The sequence below is a fragment of the Halosubterraneus shenae genome (genome assembly GCF_050510935.1).
Lineage (GTDB): Archaea > Halobacteriota > Halobacteria > Halobacteriales > Haloferacaceae > JBDGPU01.
On sequence record NZ_JBNLVO010000003.1, the window covers coordinates 15,421 to 40,536 of the forward strand.

Below are 25,116 nucleotides of genomic sequence, written 5' to 3' on the forward strand. Positions count from 1 at the left end.
CTCCGAAACCGTCCCCGTCAGGTCGTCAGCGCTGTCGGCCATTTCAATCCTCGGCAACGGACGAAGCGTCGTGTCGCCGTTCGCTCATCGCTTCCCACACTTCGACACACCCACAGCCGTCGTCGACGTCGGCCAGGTGGTCGTCCCTGCGGTCGTCGTCGCCAGACTGTTTACTCATCTTGTGAGTAACCAGTTGTGGGCCCGTAATCAATGTTCCCCTACGTGGACTTTTAATCCCGGGTCGGAAAGGGGCCACCATGGCGACGAACGAGGCCGAGCGGTTGCTCGAACGGCTCGACTTGCCGGAGTACGAGCGGACCGCGCTTCGGGAACTGCTCACACTGGGGCGCACGACGGCCCCGGATCTCGCTGAGGCGACCGGCATTCCGAAGGCCCGCATCTACGGCGTCCTCGACGAGCTCGTCGACCGGGGGTTCGTCGAGCTGATCCCGGAGCGACCCAAGAAGTACCAACCCAAGCCTCCGGAGGAGATCCTCGACAGGGCGATCGAGAACGAGCGACAGTCCTACGAGCAGTCGCGGGCCGAAATCGAGGAGATACGGGGCGAGTTCCTCGACACGTTCGGACCACTGTACGAAACCGCGGCGGCCGACGTCACGCCGACGGAGGAGCTGTTCGCCGTCGTCGACGTCGGCGAGCCCAGCGAGACGGAGACCAGGAAGCTCTACCACGAGGCCGACCGGGAGGTCCGCGTCCTCACGAAGAGCTTCGAGTATTTCCCGTCCGTCGAACCCGCGTTCGCCGAGGCGGTCGACCGCGGGATCGACGTGTCCGTCCTGTTCGTCGACCCGAACCTGCTCTCGGCCGAAAACCGCCCCGTTCAGACGGACCGTGTCCGGATGATTCGCGAGGAGTACCCCTCCGTCGGCGTCCGATTCAGTGAAGAACCGTTGCCGTGGCGTGGCACGTTCGCGGACCCGAGCATGGAGTACGACAGCGGGACGGCTATCCTGCTGGTAGAGGAGGAAGATGTCCCGCTACACAGGCGAAAGGCCGCCGTCACCGAAAACGGGTCGTTCGTTGCCGGGCTCTCCCAGTACTTCGATCTGATATGGGACCACGAGAGCACCAGGGACCCCCGGCAGGACCGAAGCTAGCGGCCCAATAGAACAGACGCGGTTGCGAGCAGGCGACCGTCCGATATGTTCCTGGCGTCAGCGTGTAACTACTCCGTCTTCTCGGCGATCAACGACCAGATCGTCTCCTCGACGGTCCGCTCGGGCGTCCATCCGAGTTCCGCTTCCGCACGGGAGGTGTCGACCGCGAACTCCTCGACCATCGCTTCGCCCTCGCGCGGGTTCTCGACGAGTTCGACGTCGGCATCGATGTCGGCAACGTCGGCCGCGACGTCCTCCACCGTTTTCGCGACGTCCATGACGCTCGGATCCTCGTCGCTCGCGAGCTCGTAGGTCGTCACGCCCGTCTCTCCAGAATCGAGCGCGTCCAGAAGTCGCTCCGTACTGTGGAGATACGCCCGCGCAACGTCGTCCACGTGGACGAAGTTCCGGGACTGCGTGCCTGGTTCGTAGACGGTGACGGTATCGCCCGACAGCGCCCGATTGATGAAGAAGTTGATCACCGTCACCTTCGAAACTCGTTCGCCACCGGTGCGGTGTTCCCCGTACAGGTTCGATTTCATGAACGTGTGCGCGGGGAAGGCACCGTCCGCCATGTTCTCGACGAGCCCCTCAGCTAGCACCTTGGTTCGCGCATACCAGTTCAGTGGGTCCCGTGGCATGTCCGCATGCACTGGGAACTCGGCCGGGTCCCCCAGCACCGCCATGCTGAACGGGAACGCCAGCGCCGCCCCTGTCTTCCGGCAGAACCAGGCGACGTTCGACGTGCCAGTCACGTTGACCTCGTACGCGAGGTCCTGATTCTCCTCGCAGTCGTCGACGCCGCTGATCGCCGCCAGGTGCAACACGACGTCGGCGCCCGAGAGCGCGTCCTCCAGTCGGTCGCGGTTCCGGACGTCGACGTGCTCGACGTCGACGTCACCGATCGACCGGACGTCACCCAGGTAGAAGTTGTCGAGCGCGACAACCTCCCAGTCGGGATGCGCCGCTTGCAGGTGCCACACGACGCGGCTGCCGATGTAGCCCGCGGCGCCGGTGACGGCGATGGTCGGTTGCGACTCGTCTGGGGTCGGTTCGGTCGTGTTCTCTGTGTCGGAATCAGTCATTGGTTACCTCCGTTCGCGGCTCTCGAAGCGCTCGGCGAGCTCGCGGACGCCCTCCGCGAGCGTGTAGTCAAGCGTGTAGCCCGTCTCCGCCAGCCGGTCGAAGTTCACGTGGTACGAGGGCCCGGGGTTCTTGTCGCGGAGGTAGGTCACCTCCAGGTCCGTGTTCAGCTCGTCGCGGATCAACTCCGCAACGTCCGAGATCTGGTAGTTCTCGTCGCCGTCGCCGACGTTGTAGACGGCCTGTGGCCAGGCGTCGGGGTTCAGCGCGGCGTGTTTGAACGCGCCGGCCGCGTCGCGGACGTGGATGAACGGGCGCCAGTTGCTCCCGTCGCCGTAGACGGTGAGCGGGCGGTCCGTCAGCGCGCGGAAGACGAACGTGTTGACGACGAGGTTGAACCGCACGCCGGGCGCCGCGCCGTAGTTCGTGCTCATCCGGAGCGCGGTCGCGTCGAAGCCGTGCTGGTGGCTCGCGTCGGCAATAATCTGCTCGCCGCGCTGCTTGCTCTCGGCGTAGGGGTTCAGGGGGTCGGGTTCGGTCGTCTCGTCGATGTCCGTCGTCGCCGCGCGCCCGTAGTTGTTACACGAGGAGGCGAAGACGAGCGTGTCGACGTCGTGTTTGCCCGCAGCGGTGGCGACGTGGTCGGTGCCGTCGGCGTTGACGGCCAGGGTCTCGTCCCGGCGGTCGTGGGTGCTGCTTGCGCCCGTAATGGCCGCGAGGTGGATGATCGTGTCGACGCCGCGGGCGGCCGTCTCGACATCGCCGTACTCGCGGACGTCGCCGCGCTGGAACTCGAGGTTTTCTTCCGCTCCGCCCAGCCCGGTCCCGAACAGCGTCCGCGGCGAGCCGTTCGAGAGGTTGTCGAGAACGACGACGCGTTCGACGCGGTCGTCGTCGAGCAGCTGCGGGACGAGGACGCTGCCGACATAGCCACAGCCGCCGGTGACGAGAACGTCCATCGGTTACTCCGTCAGGACGCCGGGGAGGAAGCGGTCCTCGTGAGCGGTGATGGTTTCCTCCTGCTCGACGAGGTCCGCGAGGATGCCGCGGACGCCCTCCTCGAACGTCTCCGCCTGTCCGCCGATGAGCTCGTCGTAGCGCGCGTGTTCGATCTCCATCTGGTGGGTCTCGTCCTCGTCGCGCGGGTTCTCGAAGTGCTCGACATCGACGTCGAGGTCGAACTCGTCGCCGACCTCGGCGATGGTGTTCGCGACCTCGACGATGCTGATCGCGCGCGTCGTCTGGTTGTAGACGGTGAGGTCCTCGGGACGCTCGTCGGGGTCGATGAGCGCGAGGCGCGCGAGCCCCTCGACGGCGTCCTCGAGGCTGACGAAGGGCTTGCGCTGCTCGCCCTTGCCGTACACCGTCATGGGGTAGCCTGCGACCGCCTGGGCGCAGAACCGGTGGGCGACGACCCCGAAGTAGTAGTCGAAGTCGAAGCGCGTCGCGAGGCGGTCGTCGGCGCGCGTCTCCTCGGTCCTCGTGCCGTAGGTGATAGCGGTGCGCACGTCCGAGATCGGCACGTCGAACTGGTCGTGTGCGAGGCGCATGTTCGCCGCGTCGTGGCTCTTCGAGAGGTGGTACCACGAGCCGGCCATCGCCGGGAACGGGACCTCGTCGCGTTCGCCCTGGTTCTCCATGACGGCGCCGCCTTCCGGGATGGGGAACTCCGGCGCGCCGTAGACGCCAGTCGTCGTCGTCTCGATGAAGTGCGTGTCCGTCTGGTCCGTCTCCTCCAGCCCGAACAGCAGATTCCGCGTCGCCTGCAGGTTGTTGTGCTGGGTGTAGTTCGCGCGCTCGCCGTTGATCTGCGAGTACGGCGCCGAGGGCTGCGCGGCGGTGTGGACGATCGCGTCCGGCTCGTGGACCTCGAGCAGCTCGAGGACGAAGTCGCGATCGGTCAGGTCCCCCTCGTGGAAGGAGAGGTTGTGCAGGCCGAGCTCCTCGCGGGCGGCCTCGAGGCGCTCCTCGATGCCGGCGACGGGCGTCGCGCTGACGCTGCCGACCTCGGAGACCCACTCACGGCGGGCGAAGTTGTCGACGAGCAGCACGCGGTCTTCGGTACGGTCCGCAATGCGGAGGGCGGTCGGCCACCCGATGTAGCCGTCCGCGCCGGTGACGATGATCGTCATGGTTACTCTCTAACTGAGTAACTACAGGTCAGCGGCAAAAAGCTACCGAACACCGCCGATTAGCCGGGGTTGATCGTTCAATACCCGCAGGATCGGCCGTAATACGCCACGCTACGCTATTTAACTCGATACGTTCGAGGATGAATGGTCGCAGCACTGCAGTTGACTGATGGTTGTCGCTTGTGACACCACTCGGCATACTCAGTAAACCGCAGCCGCTGAGACGGTCGAATTTATAAATGACACCGGTTACCGACGTAGACGACACTACTCAGCATACCCAGAAACCCCAACCGCTGAGGCGGGCGGCCTTATAAGTAAATACGGTTAGCGTCGCCGGCGACACCACTCAGCATGCCTTGAAAGCCCCAGCCGCTGAGCGGTCGCGCTGCTCGTTGCGCTCCTCACCCGGCTCGCTCACTGCGTTCGCTCGCCGGGTTCCGGTGCTAGCTTCGCAGAGCGTCCCGCTCAGCGGCTGCCCCTTTCAGTCCCGCCCGGGAGTGGTGGCCGGGCGGTCGCGGCGCGGCGGCTGCCGGGCGGTCGCGGCGCGGCGGCTGCCGGGCGGTCGCGGCGCGGCGACGGTGGCGCGCGCGAGCAACGCGTGCGAGGGAGGCCGAGGCGCGCCGAGCGGTGCGGGGCCGGCGCGCCCCGGCCGAGGCTGGGGAGGGCCGAGGCTTGCGGTAGGTGGGCGGTGCTGTCGCTGTCGCGGTTGCGGTGCTGTCCTGGCGGACTGAAAGGGCGATGGCCGGTCGCGGTGTAACGGAGTCGCTGAGACGACCCCTATCCGCGGCGGGCGGTGCGGAGAGCCGCGGATATGTCGCTCAGCGACCGCGAGCGGCCGAGGGCTTTCTGGGTGTTTGCGGTGCTGTCAAGAGCAAGTCCGTATCACCAGATCAAATCTGCTTATGAAGAGCGGTCCAAGTCTCTCAAAATATACGCGTTGCTTCCGGATGGACGATTAGCCAAACGATCAAGATCGACACCGAACCGATCGTCGTAGACCCACACCTATGAGATGGGCACCGAGGATTCGAATTAGAGTATAAGAGAACCTCTACAAATGAGAAAGCCCTGATGAGTTCGATCATTAAACCGTGAATATCGTGCTACTCACACTCACGTTCTCACGCACGAACCGTGCTTCTTAAGAGTGAAACGGGTGATGTTTCTCCCATGAGCGACAATGAGCAGGCCGAGGCCGCCGAGGACGCTGAGGCGGAGGCCGAGGACGCCGGGACCGAGGAAGCAACCGAAGAAGTAACCGAAGGAATCCAGGACGGCGACTTCGTCAAGATCGCCTACACCATCCGCACGGCCGACGACGGCCAGGTCATCGACACGACCGACGAGGAGATCGCGGAGGACGCCGAGATCGACACCGAGGAGTACGAGTTCGAGCCGCGCACCATCGCCATCGGCGCGGGCCACATCTTCGGCACCGTCGAGGACGAGCTCATCGGCGCCGAGGTCGGTGAGGAGGGCGTCATCGACATCCCCGCCGAGGAAGCCTTCGGCGAGTACGACCCCGAAGAGGTCGAGACGGTCGCCGCCGACAAGATCCCGGAGGACGACCGCTACCCCGGCGCGCAGATCCAGATCGACCAGCGCCAGGGGCGCCTCGAGACGATCATCGGCGGCCGCGCACGCGTCGACTTCAACCACCCGCTGGCCGGCGAGGACCTCGAGTACGAGTACGAGATCCTCGAGGTCATCGAGGACCGCGAGGAGAAGGCCAAGGGCCTGCTCGGCATGCACCTCCAGGAGGAGCCTGAGGTCCGCATCGAGACCGAGACGGTCGAGGAGGAGAACGAGGAGGGCGAACTCGAGGAGGTCGAGCAGGAGTCGCTGTACATCGAGGCCACGCCCCAGATGCAGATGAACCAGCAGTGGATGTTCCAGAAGCAGCAGGTCGCGCAGGACCTGATGGACCGGCTGGACCTCGACCGCGTCGTCATCGAGGAGGTCATCGACGGCGGCGGGATGGGCGGCATGGGCGGCATGATGGGCGGTATGGGCGGCATGGGCGGCGGCGAGGCCGACCTCGAGGAAGCCCTCGAGGAGGCCGACGTCGACGCCGAGGAGCTCGTCGAAGAGATCGACGAGGAGTAAGCGCCCGACTCGAGCCGTCGACGCCGGCTCACCCACCAGATCCGCGCCGTCGACGCGACCGCGAACCGATTTCTTTTGAACCACGACTCCCCCACCGGCAGGTATGGAACTGGAAGACGCTCGGCAGGACGTCGTCGTCGCGGGAACCGTCGCCGGCTGTACCATCGCGTTGACCCTGCTGATCCGGGCCGGCGTCGGCACGGATCCGGGCGCGCTGATCCGGGCGAGTCCGATCGGTGTCTACGCGATCTACCTGTTCTCGCGGAAGGGGACCCCCGACCTCGCCGTCGACACTCCCCGGAACTGGGCCATCCTGACCGTCCTCGTCACGCTCGCGACGCTCGCGTACGCGGTCGTCTGAGGTCGAGCGGCACGGGCGACGTCTGCCGAGACCGTGCTGTCGGAACGTCGCCAGCGACGGCGCTACAGGGATTCCGGCTCGATGCCGCCCTCGTTCCGGGTCAGCAGGTAGAGCACGAACGAGGAGAGCCAGTGTGACCCGGCGTAGTCGTCCGTGAACGCCCCGGAAAGGCCGCGCTCGGCGTGGCGGCGCGCGCTTCGCTCAAGGGCCGCTGCGTACTCGTGGTCGTCGAGAGCGTCGGCGATGCCGGAAAGCGCCCAGGCCTTCGAGACGTTGAGCCCGACCAGGTGGAGCGCGACGCCGCCCTCGGAGTCGGGGTCGAGCCTCGCCGGCTCGAGGATGGCGTCGTACGGCGCCGTCGTCACGTCCGGAAGGAAGCCGTCGATCCAGGCCTCGAACGCCTCGGCGTCGTAGACGCGACGCATGAGGTCCGCCTCCGTGAGGGCCGGCGAGACGAAGTCCCAGCCGAGCGGCTCGTACTCGACGGGATAGTCGCGGTCGTCCGCGTAGAACTCGAGCGCCGTCTCGGTGACGGCCCGCTCCAGCGCCTCGTCGCCGACCGTCCGTGCGTAATCCAGCACCAGCGTCAGCGCGAAGGCGGTGTTGCCGTGTGTCCCAACCCTGAACGGGCGGTCGCCGCCGAGGAATTCGGACCGGACGAGTGAGCGGATCTCCTCCTCGAGCGGCTCGAGAGTTGCTTGCCACTCGTCCGCCCGGGCCGACTCCCACAGCCGGAGCTCGGCCGCCAGCTGCAGGAGCCAGGCCCAGCCGTACGGCTTCTCGAACGACTGGTGCTCCTCGAAGTAGGCGACCTCGCGCTCGACGTTCGCGGGTGTCAGCCGCTCGTCGATGCTCTCGACGATGGCCGGTCGGTTCGGGTGGTCCTCGAAGAGGCGGAGCTGGCGGAGCAGCGCCCAGTGGCTGTGGACCGCCGAGTGCCAGTCGTAACAGCCGTAGAAGACGGGATGTTGCTCGGACAGGACCAGGGTGTCGTCGGCGGATTCGACCGAGCGCACGTAGTGGGGATACTCCGTGTCCACTGATTCGAGCGGGTGTTCGGCGAGTCGTTCCGCGACTTCGGGGGTGACCCAGTCGCTGTCGCCGGCGAGGACCGCATCGATGTCGAAATCGGCGTCGAGCTCTGTAGCGGAGTTCATTGCGACCCGCTTTCGGCTATTCCGCCTTCAATCGACTGGTGCCACGAGAGGCGTTCGCAGGGCGGTGGGTCGAGAGAGTTGCTTCGTCGCCTATTCGTCTTCAGGTACGCGGCCGTACTCGTCGTCGACGAGGCTCGTGTGGGTGCGCTGCCGTTCCTCGTGGGGTTCGTCGAAGTACTCCTGCATCGCGGCCATCGACTCCTGCTCGCGGGCGCGGCGCTCGGTTTCGGAGATCTCCTCACAGCCCGGGGGGACCTCGCGGCCGCGGTCGCTGAAGTATCCCTCCGGGACGACCCAGTCGTGATAGAAGGGGATGTTGGAGTCGTGGATCAGGGTTATCGCCGTCTCGGCGCCGTGGCCGGCGGCGACGACGGCCTGGTGGTAGCGCTCCGCGAGCCGGCCCGCGGCGTAGACGCCCTCGACGTTCGTCCGCCCGCGGCCCTCGGTCTCCTGCACGAACGCCTTCGAGCCGGCGTCCCGGACCTCGACGCCGAGCGGCTCGAGGTACTCCGGATCCGGCCACGACGCGGCGATGACCTTCTCCGCGGCGACGCGCTGCGTCTCCCCGGAGTCGCGTTCGACGGTCGCGACGAACGACGGCGCGTCCTCGGCGTCGTCGTCCTCCGCGAACTCGACGCGGTCCACGGTGCCGCGCTGCATGTCCACCCCGTTGCGCGTCGCCTGCGAGCGAAGCATGTCGAGGAAGAGACGGGGGTTGACGCCGGCGGGGAAGCCGGGCATGTTCTCGAGGTGCGCGTTGCGCTTGATGATCGGTTCGCCGGCGTCGACGACGACCGTGTCGAGGCTCGCACGGGCGGTGTACGTCGCCGCCGACAGCCCGGCGACGCCGCCGCCGACGATGAGCACCTCGTATTGCTCGTCCGGGGTAGTCTGGCTCATACCTCCGGCTCGTCGGGGCGGTGATTTATACCACACGGGTTGCCCTCGACGCAGAGAGCGCCTTGGCAGTCGGTAAAGTCCGCCGTTGCGTCCGCCGTCGCTGCCGCGTCAGCGCGTGATCGTCACCGGAACGGTCGCCCGGCGGGCCACCGTCTCGGCGACGCTCCCGAGCAGGATCCGGGCGGCTCCCTCCCGCCGGTGGCTGCCAATGACGACCTCGTCGTGCTCCTCGGCGGCCTCGACGAGGGTCTTCGCGACCTCCCCTTGCTCGACGACGGTCTCCAGCTCCCGGCCCGCGTCCGCGACCATCGCCTCCGCTTCCTCGAGGATGTCCTGCCCTTGCTCCTCGGACTCCTCGAAGCTCGGCAGCTCGTGGTTGTTGGCGGCGAACACGCCGAAGTAGCTTTGCGGGGTCACGACGTACATCGCCGTGAGGTCCGCATCCGGGTACCGGTCGAGCGCGTACTCGACGGCACCAACCGAGCCCTCGGAGCCGTCGAACGGGATGAGCACGGAGTACGACATCTTACCTGATGGTACCAGCGGCTGCGAGTTGAACGTTACTGCCGAACAGGGGCGCGCGAGCGACGGACGCGCACGGGATATACCCCGAGAGAACGGCGTCGGTCGAACCAGCGATAGCGAAAAACGAGAGCGGGGGCGTTACTCCTCGTTCGCGTCGGCGTCGTCCTCGGCATCGTCCTCGGCGTCTTCGAGCAGGTCGTGCTCCTCGAGGATGGCTTCCAGCTCCTCGGGCGTTCGCTCGTGGAGCTCCTCGTCCTCGACCTCGACGGTCGCCATCGCGACGCCCTTCGGGGTCATCTCCTCGTCGGTTACCTCGCTGAGCGCTTCGAGCGCGAGCCCCATCGCCTCCTCCGTCGAGAGGCCCTCCTCGTAATGCTCCTCGAGGTAGTTCCGGAGGTCCTCGCGGTTCGCGCCGATGGAGAGCGCCTGCCACTCGTAGGGCGTGCCGGACGGGTCGGTCTCGAAGACGCGCGGCTCGCCGTCCTCGATGCCGCCGACGATGAGCGCGACGCCGAACGGGCGCGCGCCGCCGACCTGGGTGTACTGCTGGATGTGGTCGGTGATCTCCTTCGTCAGCGACTCGACGCCGACGGGCTCGCCGTAGCGCAGGCGGTTGACCTGTGCCTGCCGGCGCGCGAAGTCGATCAGCTGGCGCGCGTCGGCGACGTGGCCGGCGGAGGCGATGCCGATGTGGTCGTCGGCCTTGTGGATCTTCTCGACGCTCTCCGGCTTCATCAGCGGGGAGCGGGCGCGCTTGTCGGCCGCGAGGACGACGCCGTCCTCGGCGCGAATGCCGACGCTCGCCGTGCCGCGCTTGACGGCCTCGCGTGCGTATTCGACCTGGTACAGTCGACCGTCGGGCGAGAAGATCGTGATGCCGCGGTCGTACGCCTGTTGTTGGGCTTGTCCCTGCATAGTATCACTCGAGATCCTGCTGCGTCGCGCCGACAACGCCCGAGTCGGTCACCACGTCGACCGCGTCGCCGCGGTCGACGACCGGGTGCTCGGACCCCGCGAACACAGCGTTTCTCCTGACGTGTCCTCGGCTCGCACGACCCATATATCTTTCTTCACAGGCACGCACCGTCCCCGAAATCCCGCGAACGTGGATCCCGACCGGCTCGTCGTCCACGGTAGACACGCAGGCGATCGCGGCCCGGGCCTCCTCGACGTGGCCGTGCCGAGCCCTGACGACCGCTTCCCCCTCCCCGTCAGCAAAATCGAAGGTCAACAGCTTCAGGTCCGCGTCCGCGCTCCCGGCGTCGCCGAGGAGGTTGCCGGCGGCGTACCAGAGCGCGCGCTGGAACGACCCCCGCGAGAGGCTCGCGTCCGGGTGCGCTTCGAGACCGACGGCGAGGTATCGCCACCGCGGTCGCAGGTGCTTCGGAAGGTGTTTCATGGGATATGTGGGTTACTCACCGGAATCCTTGCCGCCGAGGCGCTCGGCGACCAGTACGCCGACCTGGTCGTGGACGCGCTCGACGGCGGTGACGGCGTAGCCGACGTCGGTGAAGCAGTCGACGAGATGGCCGACCGTCGAGGGGTCGTCGACCTCGGGACTGTAGAACTCAGCGGCCGGGTCCGGGGAGCCGAAGAACATCACGTCGCCGAGGACGATCCGCCGCGGCGCGTAGTTGGCCATGACCTCGATCGCCTCGCGCTTCTCCGCGTCCGAGAGGTGGTGGAGCGCGAAGTTCGAGACGATTACGTCGGCCGGGCCTGCGTAGTCGGGCTCGCGGAAGGTCCCCTCCGCCGTCTCGACGTTGTCGAGCTCGCGGTCGGCGATCTTCTCGCGCGCCTGCTCGAGCATACCCGCGCTCACGTCGCGCAGGACCACGCGGTCCGCGTCGGGCGCGAGCGCGAGGCCGATCGCGCCGGTGCCGGCGCCCAGGTCGAGGACGACGTCGCCGGCGTTGGGGGACGCGTGCTCGATGGCGAGGTTCGCACACGCGTGGTACTCGTCGGTCTTCGATTCGTCGTACTCCGCCGCCTTCGCCGAGAACCGCTCGGCGTGCTCCTCAACGCTCTTCTTCATATCGGCCACGTTCGACCCCGGGAGCAATGAACTCCTCGGAGCGTCGCCGCCGGTTCTCCGCGACCAGTTCGCCCCAGGCCTCGAGTCCAGCCTCGACCCCCTCGGGCGTGAAGCCGATGGCCTCGCCGACCGCGCGGAGTTCGCGGGGCGCTCGCAGCTCCAGGTGGGAGCTCGCGTTCGCGCTGACGACGTAGGGCGCCTCGAAGTGGTCGACGATCTCGCGGAGCTTCCGGAGGTCTGACAGCGCCTGCACGCGCTCGCCCCCGGTCGACCGGAGGACCGGCCCGAAGTCGAACTCCACGTACGTCCGGTGGGTGTTGGCCGCCTTCGCGAGCACGTGGTTGAAGTCCCCGCGGTCGGCCATCGGCCGCGTCAGCACGTCCACGCTGTCGTCCTCGACGGCGAACCGGTTCATCGCGTCGTCGCCGCCTGCGACGAGGAGGACGGTGACGTCGGTGCGGAAGTTGCCGACCGCGCCACCCGCACTCCCGGGGTCGCTCTCGCGGATCTCAGCGCCGTCGACGACGTCGACGCCGTACTCCTCGCGGATCGTCGCGGCGTCGAACTCGGCGTCCCGCGTCCGGACCACGATCCCCTCGTAGCCCTGCCGGGCCGCGGTGCGAGCGAACCGCGCGACCGTCGCGTCGCCGTCCGGGTGCGCGTGGACCGCTTCGTACATGTCCCCGACTTCGATGGCCGGGGGCTTGGCCGTTGCGCTTCGGGGAGTCGCTTATAAAAAGAAGCTATCTCAGCCCTCGTCGACCAGCTCGGGGTCCGTCGCCGCCTCGACCACGTCGACGGCGGCCCGGTTCTCCGCGACGTCGTGGACGCGGACGATGTCCGCACCGTGTTCGACGGCGACGGCGGTACCTGCGACCGTCGCGTGCTTGCGCTCCGCGGGGTCGCAGTCGACGCCGCCGAGGAAGGACTTGTGGGAGTGGCCGACGAGCACGGGGCAGCCGAGCGCCGCGAACTCGTCGACGCGCCCGAGCAGCTCGAAGTCCTCCGCGGGGGACTTCCCGAAGCCGAGGCCGGGGTCGACGATGACGTTTTCCCGCGGGATACCTGCGGTCTCCGCCAGGAGCAGGCGCTCCTCCAGCACCGCGAGGACGTCCTCGACCACGTCCTCGTACTCGATCTCGTGGTCGGGGTTGACCGGCGCCTCCAGGCTGTGCATCACGACGACCGGACAGCCGTGCTCGGCGACCACCTCGCGCATCTCGGGGTTCTCCAGCCCCGTCACGTCGTTGATGACGTCGGCGCCGGCCTCGAGCGCGGCCGCAGCGACCTCGGGCTTGCGCGTGTCGACCGAGACGAGCACCTCGTCGTCGGCGACGGCGTCGACCTCCTGTGTCGCCTCGACGACCGGAACGACGCGCTCGATCTCCTCCTCGACCGGGACCACCTCGGCACCCGGCCGCGTCGACTCCCCGCCCACGTCGATGACGTCCGCGCCCGCCTCGACCATGCGCTCGACGCCCACGACGGCGTCCTCGAAGGCCTCGTGGCGCCCGCCGTCGTGGAACGAGTCCGGCGTGACGTTGAGGATGCCCATGATGGCGGTGCCGTCCGTCCAGGGGTACTCAGTGGCGCGTTTTGTCCCCGACCTAGCCTCGTCGTCCGCGACGCGGATCCCGAGCTCGCGCCGGAGCCGCTCGCCGACCTCGGGGAGCCCGTAGGGCTGGTCGTCGAGGGCGTCGACGAACTGCTGGAACTCCGACATCGTCGCGGCCATCACCACGTCGACTAGCTCGCCGCCCGCGTCGATGCCGGAGACGGCACACTCGCCGCCCAGCGCGAGGAGCTGCTGTTTGCAGTAGTTCGCCTGCCGCGGTTCGAGCCGGGTTTTCACGACCCGATGGTCCAGCTTCCCGCGCATGTGGCGAATCCCCGGCGGCGACACGTCGGCGTCGTCGAGCGTCGCGGCGGCCTCGTCGATCCCGCCGACGTCCTTGGGGACGAACTGGCGCGTGTACGTCGCGCGCGCCTCGGCGACCGCGAACAGCGAGCCTGTCAGGAGCACGCAGTCGTCCGGCCCCGCCCGCTCGCGGGCCCGGCGGAGCGCACCCTGAACCGACGCGCCGGTGTGGACGTCGTCGACGCCCGCCTCCTCGAAGACGGTCGCGAGGACGTCCGGGTCCTCCGCGCGCTCGAGGTCCGGCTCGCAGGTGTAGACGGCGTCCGGCGTCGGGAGCCCCTCGACGGAGCCGGCGTGGTCCTTGTCGTGCATCGCCGCGAAGACGAGGTGGAGGTCGTCGTACTCGTACGTCGAGAGGGTGTCCGAGAGCGTGGCGCACGCGGCCGGGTTGTGCGCGCCGTCGAGGACGACGTACGGCTCCGTGCCGAGCACCTCGAAGCGCCCGGGCCAGTGCGCGCGGGCGAGGCCGTCGCGTGCGGCATCGTCGGGGAGTGAACCGTCCGCGAACGCGTCGGCGTCGAGTTCTTCGGCCGCTCGCCGCGCGACGGCGACGGCGACGCCTGCGTTGGTCGCCTGGAACTCGCCGACGAGGGGGATCCGGGCGTCGTAGTCCCAGTCGGGGCCGTGGAGCGCGATGCTCGCATCGGTCGGGCTCAGCCGGCCCTCGTAGCTCGCGTGGACGTCCGCGTCCGTTCGCGGATCGACGACGCCCGGGCCGTCCACGGTCGTCAGGTCGCTCCCGGCATCCTCGACGACCTCGCTGACGACGTCGAGCGCCTCGCCGCCGCAGGCAGTCACCATCGGCGTGCCGCCCGCGGCGATGGCGGCTTTGGTGCGCGCGATCTCCTCGATGGTGTCCCCCAGGACGGACGTGTGTTCCAGCGAGACGTTCGTTATCGCCGTCACGGCGGGGTCGACAGCGCTGGTGGCGTCGTACTCGCCGCCCATCCCGACCTCGAGGACCGCGACGTCGACGTCGCGGCGGGCGAACTGCCAGATCCCCATCGCGGTGACGACCTCGAAGAACGTGAGCGGATTGCCGTCGGCGGCGCGGTCGACGAGCCAGGGCTTGACCTCCGCGACGAACTCGGCGATCGCGTCGTCGCTCATCGGGTGGCCGTCGACGCGGACGCGCTCGGAGAGGTCAGTGAGGTGTGGGGAGGTGTAGAGGCCGACGGAGAGGCCGGCTTCGCGCAGGATCGACTCGGTCATGCGTGCGGTGCTGCCCTTGCCGTTGGAGCCGGCGATCTGGAGGAAATCGACGTCCTCGCCGGGGTTGCCGAGGTGGTCGAGGAGCGCCTCGACCGATTCCGTCCCGAGCTTGACGGAGAACCGCCGCAGGTCGAAGAGGAAGTTCGCGGCCTCGTGGTAGCGCATGGTTGATGGGTCGGCGGGGGTTTGCTTAGGCGTAACGGACCGCGAACCATGGGTGATTATCGGGGTCTTCGTCGTTGTCAGCGATACCATTCAGTATGCCTTGATAGCACCCATTACTGACTGCCCTCGTTTATAAACGAAGTCGGCTATCGCTGCTTGCGACACCACTCGGCACAATCAGAAAGCCCCAGCCGCTGAGCGGTCGCGCTGCTCGCTGCGCTCCTCACCCGCCTCGCTCACTGCGTTCGCTCGCCAGGTTGCGGTGCTTAACTCGCAGGGCTTCCCGCTCAGCGGCTGCCCCTTTCAGTCCCACCCATGAGTGGTGGAGGGGCGTCGCTCGCAGCGGCTGGGTCGCCACCGTCGTACGCCAGCTGCCCGGCGTGCGGTGCGGGGCGGACGGCGCGCGCGAGCAACGCGTGCGAGGGAGGGCGGGGCGCGCCAAGGCGGTGCGGAGCCGGCGCGCCCCGGCCGAGGCTGGGGAGGGCTGAGGCTTGCGGTTGCTGTGCGGTGCTGTCGCGGTTGCGGTGGCGGAGCGGTCGCGGTCCTGGCGGACTGAAAGGGCGATGGCCGGTCGCGCCGAAGGGGAGTCGCTGAGCCGACCCCTATCCGCGCCGGGCGGTGCGGAGAGGCGCGGATATGTCGCTCAGCGACCGCGAGCGGCCGAGGGCTTTCTGGGTGTTTGCGGTGCTGTCAAGAGTAGCAACGTCTGCACCTGCGCATCCTGTTTATAAGCAAGAGCGGCCGAGCACTTTCGAAGGTTCTGCGCTGCCGTTGAAACCGACTCAATATACGCCGTCTGTCGCAAAAACAAACGGACCCACTGTTCAACCGGGTTCCACGCCGACCACAGATCCAGATAATCGAAGGGGAAGCGTAAAATGCCAGTCCGTCACCACAACAGACGTGAAACGCATTCGCCTGGGGAACGACGTCTTCGAGGGGCAGAACAACGCCTATCTCCTCGACGGCGAGACGACGGCGCTGATCGATACCGGGGTCGCCATGCCCGGCGTCCGCGCGACGCTGGCGGGCGGCCTCGCGGACGCGGGCCTCGACGTCGCGGACCTCGACGAGATCTACCTCACCCACTGGCACCCCGACCACGCCGGACTCGCCGGCGACCTGCAGGCCGACAGCGGGGCGGACGTCTACGTCCACGAGGCCGACGCGCCGCTCGTCTCGGGCGAGGAACCGCTCTTCTTCGAGGACGAGGCCGCCCAGGAGCGCGTCTTCGACGACTGGGGGATGCCTGCTGATGCCCGCGAGGAGCTGCGCAACTTCGCCGGCGGCGACGACCACGGGCTGACTGGGCGCATGCCCGACGTGATCCCCTTCTCCGACGGCGAGCGCTTCGAGGTCAACGGCGTCGGCCTCGAGGCCGTCCATCTGCCGGGCCATTCGGCCGGGCTGACGGCGTTCGCGTTCGACGCGTCGTCGATGGCGGCGTCGCTGGAGGATGCACCCGGGAACAGCGAAGCGGAAGCCCTCCTCGACGACGGCGGCATGCAGGCGTTCGTGGGCGACGCCATCCTCCCGAAGTACACGCCGAACGTCGGCGGCGCGGACGTCCGCGTCGACAATCCCCTTGAGAAGTACGCCGAGAGCCTGGTTCGGATCGTCGAGCGCGACTGGGCGCGTGCCCATCCCGGGCACCGCGACGCGATCGACCCCCCGAGCCGACGCGCGGCGGTCATCCTCGAGCACCACCGCGAGCGGACCGAGCGCGTCGTCGACGTCCTCGCCGAGCACGGGCCTGCGGACGCCTGGACGGTCTCCGCGCACCTCTTCGGCGACCTCCACACGATCCACATCCTCCACGGCCCGGGGGAAGCCTACGCGCATCTGGACCACCTCGAGGACGCGGGCGTCGTCGCGCGCGACGGCATCGAGTACGAGCTGGTGGAGCCCGCGGCGGCCGTCGACGTCGACGCGCTGTTCCCCGAGACGCGGTTCTACGGGACGGTCGAGGGCGAGACGGAAGGCGAGTAAGTCCGCGGAGTGCGAGAAGGAGGACTGCCGATTGTAGCGGTTCTACCGTTTCCAGAAGCCGCCAGTGAACAGCACGAGCACCGGCAGGATCTCGAGGCGGCCGATCCACATCAGGAAGATCATCAACAGCTTGCTCGTGTCCGGGAACATCAGATAGCTCCCGTACGGGCCGACGATCCCGAAGCCCGGCCCGATGTTGCCGATCGTCGCCAGGCTCGCGCTGATCGCCTCGAGCGGAGTCAGCGCCAGGCCAACCCGCGAGGCGTCCAGACTGATGAGGACGGCGGCGACGCCGAACAGCGCGAGATACAAGAGCGTGAACGCTAACACGCCGCGGATGCCGTCCTCGTCGACGACGGCGTTACCGAGGCGGATCGGCTGGACGGCCTCCGGGTGCGCGGTGCTGAACAGCTCGCGGCGGAGCACCTTCAGCACGATGACCCAGCGGATGACCTTGATCCCGCCGCCAGTCGACCCGGCCGACCCGCCGATGAACATCGCGAACAGCAGGAGGATCTTCCCCTCGGTTCCCCACTGCGCGAAGTCGCTCGTCGCGAAGCCCGTGGAGTTCATCAGCGAGCCGATCTGGAAGGCTGCCTGTCGAAGCGCGTTCTCCGGCGCGCCCGCGGTGACGCCGCCGAGGGCCTGCGCCGACGCTGTCCCGGTGTAAAGCAGGCCGAACAGCACGGCCGTGATCGACGCCAGCGCCCCTGCGTACCAGCGGAACTCCGTGTCCTCGAACAGCGCGGAGACGTCGCCGTCGAAGACGTGCCAGAACAGCGCGAAGTTCGTCCCGGCGACGACCATGAACGGGATGATGACCCACTGAACGGCCGCCGAGAACGCCGCGATGCTCGCGGACTGTGGGGAGAACCCGCCGGTCGGGAGCGTCGAGAACGCGTGCGCGATGGCGTTGAAGAGGTCCATGTTCGGCGCCAGCCCGACGAGCGAGAGGCCGTAGAGCAGGACCGCGAGCAGTACGGTGAAGGCGAGGTAGACGATCCACAGCACTCGCGCTGTCTCCGCGATCTGGGGCGTGAGCTTCTGGAGGCTCGGCCCGGGCGCCTCCGACTGCATGAGCTCGGCGCCGTTGACGGCGAGCTCCGGGAGGATCGCGACCATCAGCACGATGATCCCCATCCCGCCGAGCCACTGGGTGACCTGCCGCCACATCAACAGCGCGTGGGAGTGCTGGTCCGTCGAGATCTCGCCCATTACCGTGGCGCCCGTCGTCGTGAACCCGGACATCGATTCGAAGAGGGCGTTGACCGGTTGGGCCAGCGTCGACTCGGTGCCCCAGCCGGCCAGCACGTACGGGATCGCGCCGACGACGGCGACGACGAGCCAGACGATCGCGACGAGGAGCAGGGCCTCCCGCGGCCCGAGGTCGGGGTCCGGGTCGATCCGCTCCAGTGCGCTCCCGATGGCGAGGGAGATGAAGATCGTCGCGCCGAACACCAGCAGGTCGTCGCCGTAGACGAACGCGACGACGAGGGGAACGAACATCGCCAGCGAGAGGAACTTCAGAACCGTGCCCGTCACGGCGACGCTCGTCCGCCAGTCCACGCGGACTGACCCCGGAAAGCCGCCGTCGGACCGAACGAGACTCATATGTTTCGGCTCTGGAGGCTGGCGGTTATAAGCTCCGGGTCGCGGTCGACCACCTCCATCCGCAAAGGCCGTCGACTCACTACGGCGTCAGGAGCGCCAGTACGACGGCGTCAGGAGCGCCAGTACGACGGCGTGAGAAGCACCAGCACGGGAACGATCTCGATGCGGCCGATCCACATCAGCAGGATCATCACCACCTTCGTGAGGTCCGAGAAGGGCGCGTAGCTGCCGAACGGCCCGGCGATACCGAACGCCGGACCGATGTTGAAGAAGGTCGCCGCGGCGGCGGTCGTCGCCTCGAACTCAGTGAGAACGAGCCCATGACGTGCGCTCTCCACGAGGACGAACGTCGTCGCGAGCCCGAAGATAACCAGCGACACGAGCGTGTACGCGTACACGTCGACGACGGTCTCCTCGTCGACGACGGTCCCGCTGAGGCGGACGGGCCGGACGGCCTCCGGGTGGACGGCCTTGAACAGGTCACGACGGAACGCCTTCAGCACGATAAGCCAGCGCAGCAGCTTGATCGAGCAGGTCGTCGACCCGGCCATACCGCCGAGGAACATCAGCGAGAAGAGGAGGTGCTTCGACCCGGCGGACCAGGTATTGAAGTCGAACGTGGCAAAGCCCGTCGTGGTTAGGATGGAGACGACCTGGAACGTTCCGTGACGAAGTCGTGCTTCCAGCGGGAGCTGCGTGCTCGGGTCGACCGTGAGCAGCCCCACGAGCAACGCGACGGCGCCGACGACGATGCCGACATAGAGGCGGAACTCGTCGTTCTCCAGCGGTCGCCGCCACTCGCCCAGCACGAAGTGGTAGATGAGGATGAAGTTCGTCGCGCCGACGAACATGAACGGGACGATCGTCCACTGGGCCGCCCGCGAGAAGGCGCCGACGCTCTCCGGCGCCGGCGAGAACCCGGCGGTAGCGACCCCGGTCATCGCATGGGCAACGGCGTTGTACGCCGTCATGTTCGGCGCGAAGCCGCCGAGGTGGAGCGCGTAGAGCATGCCCGCACACAGCAAGGTGATCCCGGCGTAGAGCTTCCAGAGGAGCCGGGCCGTGCCCGCGATCTGTGGCGTCAGCTTGTGGACGTTCTGTGTCTGGGTCTCGGTCTCCATCAGCTGTGCGCCACCGACCGAGAGCTGTGAGAGTACGGAGATGGCGAGCACGAGCACGCCGAGCCCGCCGATCCACTGGAGCGTCTGGCGCCACATCAGCATCGCCTTGCCGTGGACGGAGAAGTCCTCCAGTACCGTCGCGCCGGTCGTCGAGATGCCGCTCATCGACTCGAACAGCGCGTCGACGGGGTCCGCGAGGACGCCGTTACCGCCGAGGAGGAAGGGAACCGCGCCAACGAGAGCGACGGTCAGCCACGCGAGCGAGACCATGAGAAACGCCTCGCGGCCGCGGAGCTCGTCGGCACCGCGGAGCCGCTCCAGACCGAGGCCGCTCCCTAGCGTGATCGCCATCGTCACCAGGAACGGGGAGACCGGTTCGCCGTAGTAGGCCGCGAGCAACAGGGGGAACCCGAGCGGGATCGTGAGCCACTTCAGGATGCTGCCGACGAGGCCGATGCTGACGCGCCAGTTGACGCGTATCTGGACGTTTCCGGGTCGGAAGCGGTCAGTGATGCTCATGTCGATCGCGTTCTCGTATCGGTCACGTCGGGGGCTGATCTCGAGGAAATCGGTCCTCCTGAACGCTCGGGCCGCGGGCGAGGCGGTCTGTCAGAACTTCGCCGTCGCTTCCTCGATGGCGTCGGCGCTGACGAAGGCGACGACGCTGTCGCCCACCTGCACCTCCGTGTCGCCGCGCGGAACCACGAACTCGCCGTCGCGGATGATCGCCCCGATGACGACGCCCTCGGGGAACTCACCGATGGCATCCTGGATCGACCGCCCGGCGAGGACGCTCTCCGCGTCGATCTCGACCTCGATGACCTCCGCTTTGTCAGTCTCGATGAAGGCGATGTTCTCGGTCGTGTCGGCCTGCGTGAACCGGGTAATCTCCTCGGCGACCACGCTCCGCGGCGAGAGGCCGACCTCGATCCCGACCGTCTCGAAGAGGTCGACGTACCGCGTCTGGTCGATCACCGCGACGGTGCGTTCGACGCCGAGCCGGTTCGCGAGGAGGCATTCGAGGAGGTTCTTCTCGTCGGAATCGAGCGTCGACACGAGGATGTCGGCGTCGCCGATGTGCTCGCGTTCCAGGAACCCGACGTCCGTCGCGTCCGACTCCATCACGAGCGTGCCGGGCAGCTCCTCGGCGAGCTGACGCGCGCGAGCCTCGTCCTCCTCGATGAGCCGCGGGGAGAGCCCGCGCTCCTCCAGCAGGCGACAGACGTGGTAGCCGATCTCCGAGCCGCCGATGACGACGACCTCCTCGGACTCGCCCGGCGACTTCTCCGGTTCGAGGTCGCGGGCGAACTCCCGGATGCTCCCCGGGGAGCCGATGACGACGATCCGGTCGCCGGCCCGGATCCGCGTGCTACCCGTCGGGATCTCGACGTGGTCGTTCCGGAGGATCGCCGCGAACGTGAGCGACGCGAAGCGGTCAGCCTCCTGAACTGTCTGGTCCGTGATCGGGCAGTCCTCGCCGATCTCGAACTCCGCCATCTGGACGCAGCCGCCGCCGAACACGTCGACGTCGCGCGCGGCGGGGAGCCCGACGATCCGCGTGATCGTCTCCGCGGTGAGGAGGTTCGTACAGACCATGTGGTCGATGCCGAAGCTCCCCTCGTCGCGCTCCCAGGTGTCGAGGTACTTCGTGTTCTTGATCCGGGCGATCGTGAACGAGTCCGAGAGGGCCTTGCTCGTCGAGCAGGCGACGATGTTCGTCTCGTCGTCGTCCGTCGTCGCCAGCACCATGTCCGCCGCCGCGACGTCCGCCTCCTCGAGCGTCGAGACCTCGGTGCCGTCACCGGCGATGGTCAACACGTCGAGCGAGTAGGTAAGCTCGTCCGCGCGGTCCTCGTCCTGCTCTACGATCACGACGTCGTGGTCGTACTGGAGGTCGTCCGCGATACTCTCGCCGACCTCCCCCGCACCGATGATCACGACGCGCATAGAACCGCCCCCTCACAGGTCATAGCACGGCGTTCGGAGTCAACTCGTAAATGGGTTGCTTTCGGCGAAGCGCTATTATTGATATGCCGGGGCTGAATCGCTGTCGCGCTCGTCGCCCTCGTCGGCTTCTCGACGGACTTCGGTCGCTCTTAATAAACAGGTAAGGACAGGTGAGACGGTCTTGCGCTCGACAGCACCGCAAACGCCCAGAAAGCCCTCGGCCGCTCGCGGTCGCTGAGCGACATATCCACGGCTCTCCGCACCGCCCGCCGTGGATAGGGGTCGGCTCAGCGACTCCCCTCCCGCGCAGCGGCCGTCGCCCTTTCAGTCCGCCAGGACGGCACCGCGACCGCGACAGCACCGCACCAGCTCCTGCATACCTCACCCTCCCCAGCCTCGGCCGGCGCCGGAACTGCACCGCCTCGGCGCCGGCCTCCCTCGCACGCGTTGCTCGCGCGCGCCGACCGCCCTGCACCGCACGCCGGCCAGCCGGCGAGCGACGACCGCCCGACAGCCGCCGCGAACGACGCTCGGCCCACCACTCCGGGGCGGGACTGAAAGGGGCAGCCGCTGCGCGGGACGCCCTGCGACGTAAGCACCGCAACCCGGCGAGCGACCGAACGGAGTGAGGGAGCGAGCCGGGTGAGGAGCGAAGCGAGCAGCGCGACCAGTCAGCGGCTGGGGCTTTCTGGGTGTGCCGAGTGGTGTCGGCGGCAACGTCTGATTTTCCAGCCCAGCAACTGCTCCCGACTGAGACGAGTACTCGACAGTCGAAGCAAGAGAACACGCTTAAGAACCCGTCTCGTCTGATCACGAATGGGAACAGCGCAGCTGCAAATCCGACTCGCCGTGGGATTCCACGGCTTGGGATTGCGGCAGTGCACCGTCGGCTCCCGCGGCAGCCGGTCCAGGGCGTGGAGTGCGCCTCGGCCGACCGCCGTCGGAGTCGCGGTCACGCTTTTGCGGTTGTGCCGTTCCAAGTATACCAATGACACGAATGCACAATCCAAGCCGCGGGTCGTCCGGTTCGGACAACCCCGTGGCGGACGAGCCTCCGGAGTGGAGCGACGTCGACGAAGACGCCATCGAAGAGCGCGTCGTCGAACTGGCGGAACAGGGCCACGATCCCGCGATGATCGGGCTCAAACTGCGCGACGAGGGCGTGAAGGGCACGCCGATCCCGGACGTCAAGCTGGCGACCGGGAAGAAGGTCACCGAGATCCTCGAGGAGAACGACGCCGACCCCGAACTCCCCTCGGACCTTCGCAACCTCATCGAGCAGGCCGTCAACCTCCGTGACCACATGGAGGAGAACCCGCAGGACCACCAGAACAAGCGGGCGCTCCAGAACACGGAAGCGAAGATCCGCCGGCTCGCCGACTACTACCGAGGCGACGAGCTCGACGAGGACTTCACGTACAACTACGAAGTCGCCGTCGAACTGCTCGAAGAGTAACTCGACGCTCCGCACCACCAGGACAGCACCACGCTGACCAACCAACCCACCACACCATCCCATGACCGAAGCCGCAGTCGCTGACGCCAGCCCCACCGCCATCGCCGGCGCCGTGCGCGACGCGCCGTTCGTCCGGCTCGTCGCCCGCGACGACGGTGACGCCCTGGCAGCGGCGGGACTGCTCGCCCGCGCACTCCAGGATCGGGACGACCCGTTCCAGGTGCGCGTCGCGGCGGACCTCGTCACTGAGGCGGCCACGGAGCCGGAGACTGCCGACGAGAGTGACCTCACGGTCACCATCGGCGCCGGCGACGGCCCGCACGCGATCCCCGGCGAGGGGCGCCCCGCGAGCACGACCGCCTTCGCGGTCGCTCGCGAGCTCGGTGCCACGCCGGATCCGGTGCTCGCGCTCGCCGGCGTCGTCGCCGCGGGATCGATCCCCGGCGCTGACGGCTCCGGCGACGCGCTCGAGGCTGCCACTCAGAACGGCCTCGTGGACCGGCGTCCGGGTGTCGCGCTGCCCACGGCCGACCTGGCCGACGGGCTCGCGGCGTCGACGCTGCTTCGGTTCCCGGCCTCGGGTGACCCCGAGGAGGCCCGCGCGAAGCTCGCGGAACTCGAGCTGCCGGCCGAGCTCGACGAGGACGCCCACCGACGCCTCGCGTCGGTCGTCGCCGTCGACGCCGTGGCCGCGGCTGACGCGAGCGAACGCGCGGTCTCCAGCGTCGAACGGGCGCTCCGCCCGTACGCGACGCCCGAGGGACCCTTCGCCACCGTCGGCGGCTACGCCGACGTGCTGGACGCGCTCGCCCACGAGGCGCCCGGCACCGGCGTCGCGCTCGCGCTCGCGGACGAGCCGAGCGACGACCTGCGGACGGCCGCCTTCGACGGGTGGCGCTCGCATGGGCTCGCGGCCCACCGCGCGCTCGATGCGGCGACGACGGGCCGGTACGACGGGGCGTTCGTCGTCCGCGTCGACGCCGACCCCGCGGTCCTGCCGACGGTCGCCCGGCTCGCCCGGGACTTCCAGTCGCCGGAACCGGTCGCCATCGCGCTCGCCGAGGAGGGCGGCGCGCTCGCGGCCGCGGCGACGGAGCCGGTCGGCCTCGGGGACTCGCTCCGCGAGGTCGCGGGCGAAGTCGACGGCAGCGGCTGGGGCTCGCCGACGCGCGGCGCCGCCGACTTCGACGGGGACGGGACGGAACTGGTCGCAGCACTACGGAGCCAGCTATGACAGGGCAGGATCACTCCGGCGACTCCGAGGCGCTCCGCACGGCGACCGTGCGGACGACCCACGAGGACGCCGACCTGGTCCTGGCCGCGCTGGCCCCGGACAACACCGACTCGATGGACTCCCGTGTCGACGGCGACACGGTCGAGACGACCATCGAGCGGACCGCCACCGGCGGGCTGCGCTCGACGGTGGACGACTACGTGGTGAACCTGGCGGTTGCGGACCGCGTCATCGCCCGCGGACGCGACCATCGGTCCGCACAACACGACACTAACACATGAGCGAACGATCCGTATCCAAGCAGAAGAGTGGCAAGCGGTGGTACTCCGTGCAGGCCCCCGAACAGTTCGATCGGGCCGAGATCGGGGAGACCGTCGCTGAGGAACCGCAGATGGTGGTCGGCCGAACGATCACCACGACGCTCGGAGACCTCGTGCAGGACTCCGGCGACAACAACACGAAGCTGACGTTCAAGATCACCGACGTCGGCTCCGACACGGCGTACACGGAGTTCATCCGCTACGAGCTCACGCGGGACTACCTGCGCTCGCTCGTCCGCCGTGGCGCCTCGAAGATCGACGCGTCGATCACGGTGCTGACGACGGACGACCACCGCGTCCGCATCCAGCCCGTCTCGTTCACGACGAAGAAGGCGGACCGCTCGCAGGAGCAGGCCATCCGCCGCATCATGATCGACCAGGTGCACGACGCCGCCGAGGACCGCACGTTCGCGGAACTCGTCGAGGCCGTCACCGAGGGCCACCTCTCCTCCGCCATCTACGGCGAGGCGAAGACCATCTACCCGCTGCGCCGCGTCGAGGTCCAGAAGCTGACCCTCGAAGCGCGTCCGGAAGAGGTCGCCGCCGAGGAGGAAACCGCCGTCGACGTCGACGAAGAAGAAGTCGCCGTCGAGGAGTAAGGTCGCTTTCGAGCACTTTCGTTTTTTCCGTTACACCGAGAGTGGCGACGCTCTTCCGACGGTCGGACGTCGTCGACGTCGACGTCGGTGCCAGTGAGCTGCTGGATCCGCGGACAACGGCAGG

Annotated in this window: 23 protein-coding genes; 8 read left to right on the forward strand and 15 right to left on the reverse strand. The window is 68.1% G+C overall.

Going from position 1 to position 25,116, the window contains the following annotated elements; all coding sequences use genetic code 11:
• Window positions 1–43: 43 nt before the first annotated feature.
• A complete protein-coding gene (locus ACQE3M_RS06545) occupies window positions 44–178 on the reverse strand; it encodes a hypothetical protein (RefSeq protein WP_430504738.1) in 135 nt (44 codons plus the stop codon).
• Between the two features lie 79 nt (window positions 179–257).
• Here ACQE3M_RS06545 and ACQE3M_RS06550 point away from each other — a divergent pair, with 79 nt between their 5' ends.
• Complete coding sequence (locus ACQE3M_RS06550) at window positions 258–1,118, forward strand: TrmB family transcriptional regulator (protein ID WP_430504740.1); 861 nt, start codon at window positions 258–260, stop codon at window positions 1,116–1,118.
• 68 nt (window positions 1,119–1,186) lie between these two features.
• On the opposite strand, the gene ACQE3M_RS06555 is transcribed toward ACQE3M_RS06550, so the two are convergent.
• From ACQE3M_RS06555 to ACQE3M_RS06565, 3 genes are read right to left on the reverse strand one after another with little or no spacing between them, the layout of a single operon-like run.
• A complete protein-coding gene (locus ACQE3M_RS06555; RefSeq protein ID WP_430504742.1) occupies window positions 1,187–2,203 on the reverse strand; it encodes an NAD-dependent epimerase/dehydratase family protein in 1,017 nt (338 codons plus the stop codon).
• 3 nt (window positions 2,204–2,206) lie between these two features.
• Window positions 2,207–3,160, reverse strand: a complete 954-nt coding sequence (locus ACQE3M_RS06560) for an NAD-dependent epimerase/dehydratase family protein (RefSeq protein ID WP_430504744.1) — start codon at window positions 3,158–3,160, stop codon at window positions 2,207–2,209.
• 3 nt (window positions 3,161–3,163) lie between these two features.
• Entirely contained in the window at window positions 3,164–4,333 is a 1,170-nt protein-coding gene (locus ACQE3M_RS06565; protein ID WP_430504746.1) for an NAD-dependent epimerase/dehydratase family protein, read from the reverse strand.
• A gap of 1,173 nt (window positions 4,334–5,506) precedes the next feature.
• Between ACQE3M_RS06565 and ACQE3M_RS06570 the strand changes: the two genes are divergently transcribed.
• Entirely contained in the window at window positions 5,507–6,442 is a 936-nt protein-coding gene (locus ACQE3M_RS06570; RefSeq protein ID WP_430504748.1) for an FKBP-type peptidyl-prolyl cis-trans isomerase, read from the forward strand.
• Between the two features lie 103 nt (window positions 6,443–6,545).
• Window positions 6,546–6,803 carry a hypothetical protein gene (locus ACQE3M_RS06575; RefSeq protein WP_430504750.1) on the forward strand — a complete coding sequence of 86 codons (258 nt, stop codon included), beginning with the start codon at window positions 6,546–6,548 and terminating at the stop codon, window positions 6,801–6,803.
• Window positions 6,804–6,865: 62 nt separating this feature from the next.
• Here the strand turns inward: ACQE3M_RS06575 and ACQE3M_RS06580 are convergent, their stop codons facing one another.
• The 8 genes from ACQE3M_RS06580 to folP all read right to left on the reverse strand — a co-directional run bounded on the left by ACQE3M_RS06580 (window position 6,866) and on the right by folP (window position 14,715).
• Window positions 6,866–7,960 (reverse strand): DUF2891 domain-containing protein, encoded by a 1,095-nt coding sequence (locus ACQE3M_RS06580; protein ID WP_430504752.1) that lies wholly within the window; start codon window positions 7,958–7,960, stop codon window positions 6,866–6,868.
• Window positions 7,961–8,050: 90 nt separating this feature from the next.
• Window positions 8,051–8,860, reverse strand: a complete 810-nt coding sequence (locus ACQE3M_RS06585; protein WP_430504754.1) for an NAD(P)/FAD-dependent oxidoreductase — start codon at window positions 8,858–8,860, stop codon at window positions 8,051–8,053.
• A gap of 108 nt (window positions 8,861–8,968) precedes the next feature.
• Window positions 8,969–9,385: a universal stress protein gene (locus ACQE3M_RS06590; protein WP_430504755.1), complete on the reverse strand. Its 417-nt coding sequence runs from the start codon at window positions 9,383–9,385 to the stop codon at window positions 8,969–8,971.
• 138 nt (window positions 9,386–9,523) lie between these two features.
• Entirely contained in the window at window positions 9,524–10,300 is a 777-nt protein-coding gene (gene psmA, locus ACQE3M_RS06595; protein ID WP_430504757.1) for an archaeal proteasome endopeptidase complex subunit alpha, read from the reverse strand.
• 4 nt (window positions 10,301–10,304) lie between these two features.
• Window positions 10,305–10,784, reverse strand: coding sequence for an Rpp14/Pop5 family protein (locus tag ACQE3M_RS06600; protein WP_430504759.1), 480 nt, complete (start codon window positions 10,782–10,784; stop codon window positions 10,305–10,307).
• Window positions 10,785–10,796: 12 nt separating this feature from the next.
• A complete protein-coding gene (locus ACQE3M_RS06605; protein ID WP_430504760.1) occupies window positions 10,797–11,420 on the reverse strand; it encodes a class I SAM-dependent methyltransferase in 624 nt (207 codons plus the stop codon).
• On the reverse strand, window positions 11,404–12,099 hold the full coding sequence (locus ACQE3M_RS06610; protein ID WP_430504762.1) for an RNase P subunit p30 family protein: 696 nt from the start codon (window positions 12,097–12,099) through the stop codon (window positions 11,404–11,406). The genes ACQE3M_RS06605 and ACQE3M_RS06610 overlap by 17 nt, the downstream gene beginning before the upstream one ends.
• 69 nt (window positions 12,100–12,168) lie before the next feature.
• A complete protein-coding gene (gene folP, locus ACQE3M_RS06615; protein ID WP_430504763.1) occupies window positions 12,169–14,715 on the reverse strand; it encodes a dihydropteroate synthase in 2,547 nt (848 codons plus the stop codon).
• Window positions 14,716–15,618: 903 nt separating this feature from the next.
• Here folP and ACQE3M_RS06620 point away from each other — a divergent pair.
• Complete coding sequence (locus tag ACQE3M_RS06620; RefSeq protein WP_430504765.1) at window positions 15,619–16,704, forward strand: MBL fold metallo-hydrolase; 1,086 nt, start codon at window positions 15,619–15,621, stop codon at window positions 16,702–16,704.
• A 42-nt stretch (window positions 16,705–16,746) separates the two neighbouring features.
• On the opposite strand, the gene ACQE3M_RS06625 is transcribed toward ACQE3M_RS06620, so the two are convergent.
• The 3 genes from ACQE3M_RS06625 to trkA form a co-directional block, all read right to left on the reverse strand.
• Entirely contained in the window at window positions 16,747–18,315 is a 1,569-nt protein-coding gene (locus ACQE3M_RS06625; RefSeq protein WP_430504766.1) for a TrkH family potassium uptake protein, read from the reverse strand.
• 110 nt (window positions 18,316–18,425) lie between these two features.
• Window positions 18,426–19,955, reverse strand: a complete 1,530-nt coding sequence (locus ACQE3M_RS06630; protein WP_430504767.1) for a TrkH family potassium uptake protein — start codon at window positions 19,953–19,955, stop codon at window positions 18,426–18,428.
• 90 nt (window positions 19,956–20,045) lie between these two features.
• Window positions 20,046–21,383 (reverse strand): Trk system potassium transporter TrkA, encoded by a 1,338-nt coding sequence (trkA, locus tag ACQE3M_RS06635; protein ID WP_430504768.1) that lies wholly within the window; start codon window positions 21,381–21,383, stop codon window positions 20,046–20,048.
• A 988-nt stretch (window positions 21,384–22,371) separates the two neighbouring features.
• Between trkA and ACQE3M_RS06640 the strand changes: the two genes are divergently transcribed.
• From ACQE3M_RS06640 to ACQE3M_RS06655, 4 genes are all read left to right on the forward strand, one after another.
• Window positions 22,372–22,839 carry a 30S ribosomal protein S15 gene (locus tag ACQE3M_RS06640; protein WP_430504769.1) on the forward strand — a complete coding sequence of 156 codons (468 nt, stop codon included), beginning with the start codon at window positions 22,372–22,374 and terminating at the stop codon, window positions 22,837–22,839.
• Between the two features lie 61 nt (window positions 22,840–22,900).
• Entirely contained in the window at window positions 22,901–24,073 is a 1,173-nt protein-coding gene (locus ACQE3M_RS06645) for an exonuclease RecJ (RefSeq protein ID WP_430504770.1), read from the forward strand.
• Window positions 24,070–24,354, forward strand: coding sequence for a KEOPS complex subunit Pcc1 (locus ACQE3M_RS06650; protein ID WP_430504771.1), 285 nt, complete (start codon window positions 24,070–24,072; stop codon window positions 24,352–24,354). Before ACQE3M_RS06645 ends, ACQE3M_RS06650 begins: the two co-directional genes overlap by 4 nt.
• Window positions 24,351–24,992: a 30S ribosomal protein S3ae gene (locus ACQE3M_RS06655; protein WP_430504772.1), complete on the forward strand. Its 642-nt coding sequence runs from the start codon at window positions 24,351–24,353 to the stop codon at window positions 24,990–24,992. The genes ACQE3M_RS06650 and ACQE3M_RS06655 overlap by 4 nt, the downstream gene beginning before the upstream one ends.
• The last annotated feature ends 124 nt before the right edge of the window (window positions 24,993–25,116 follow it).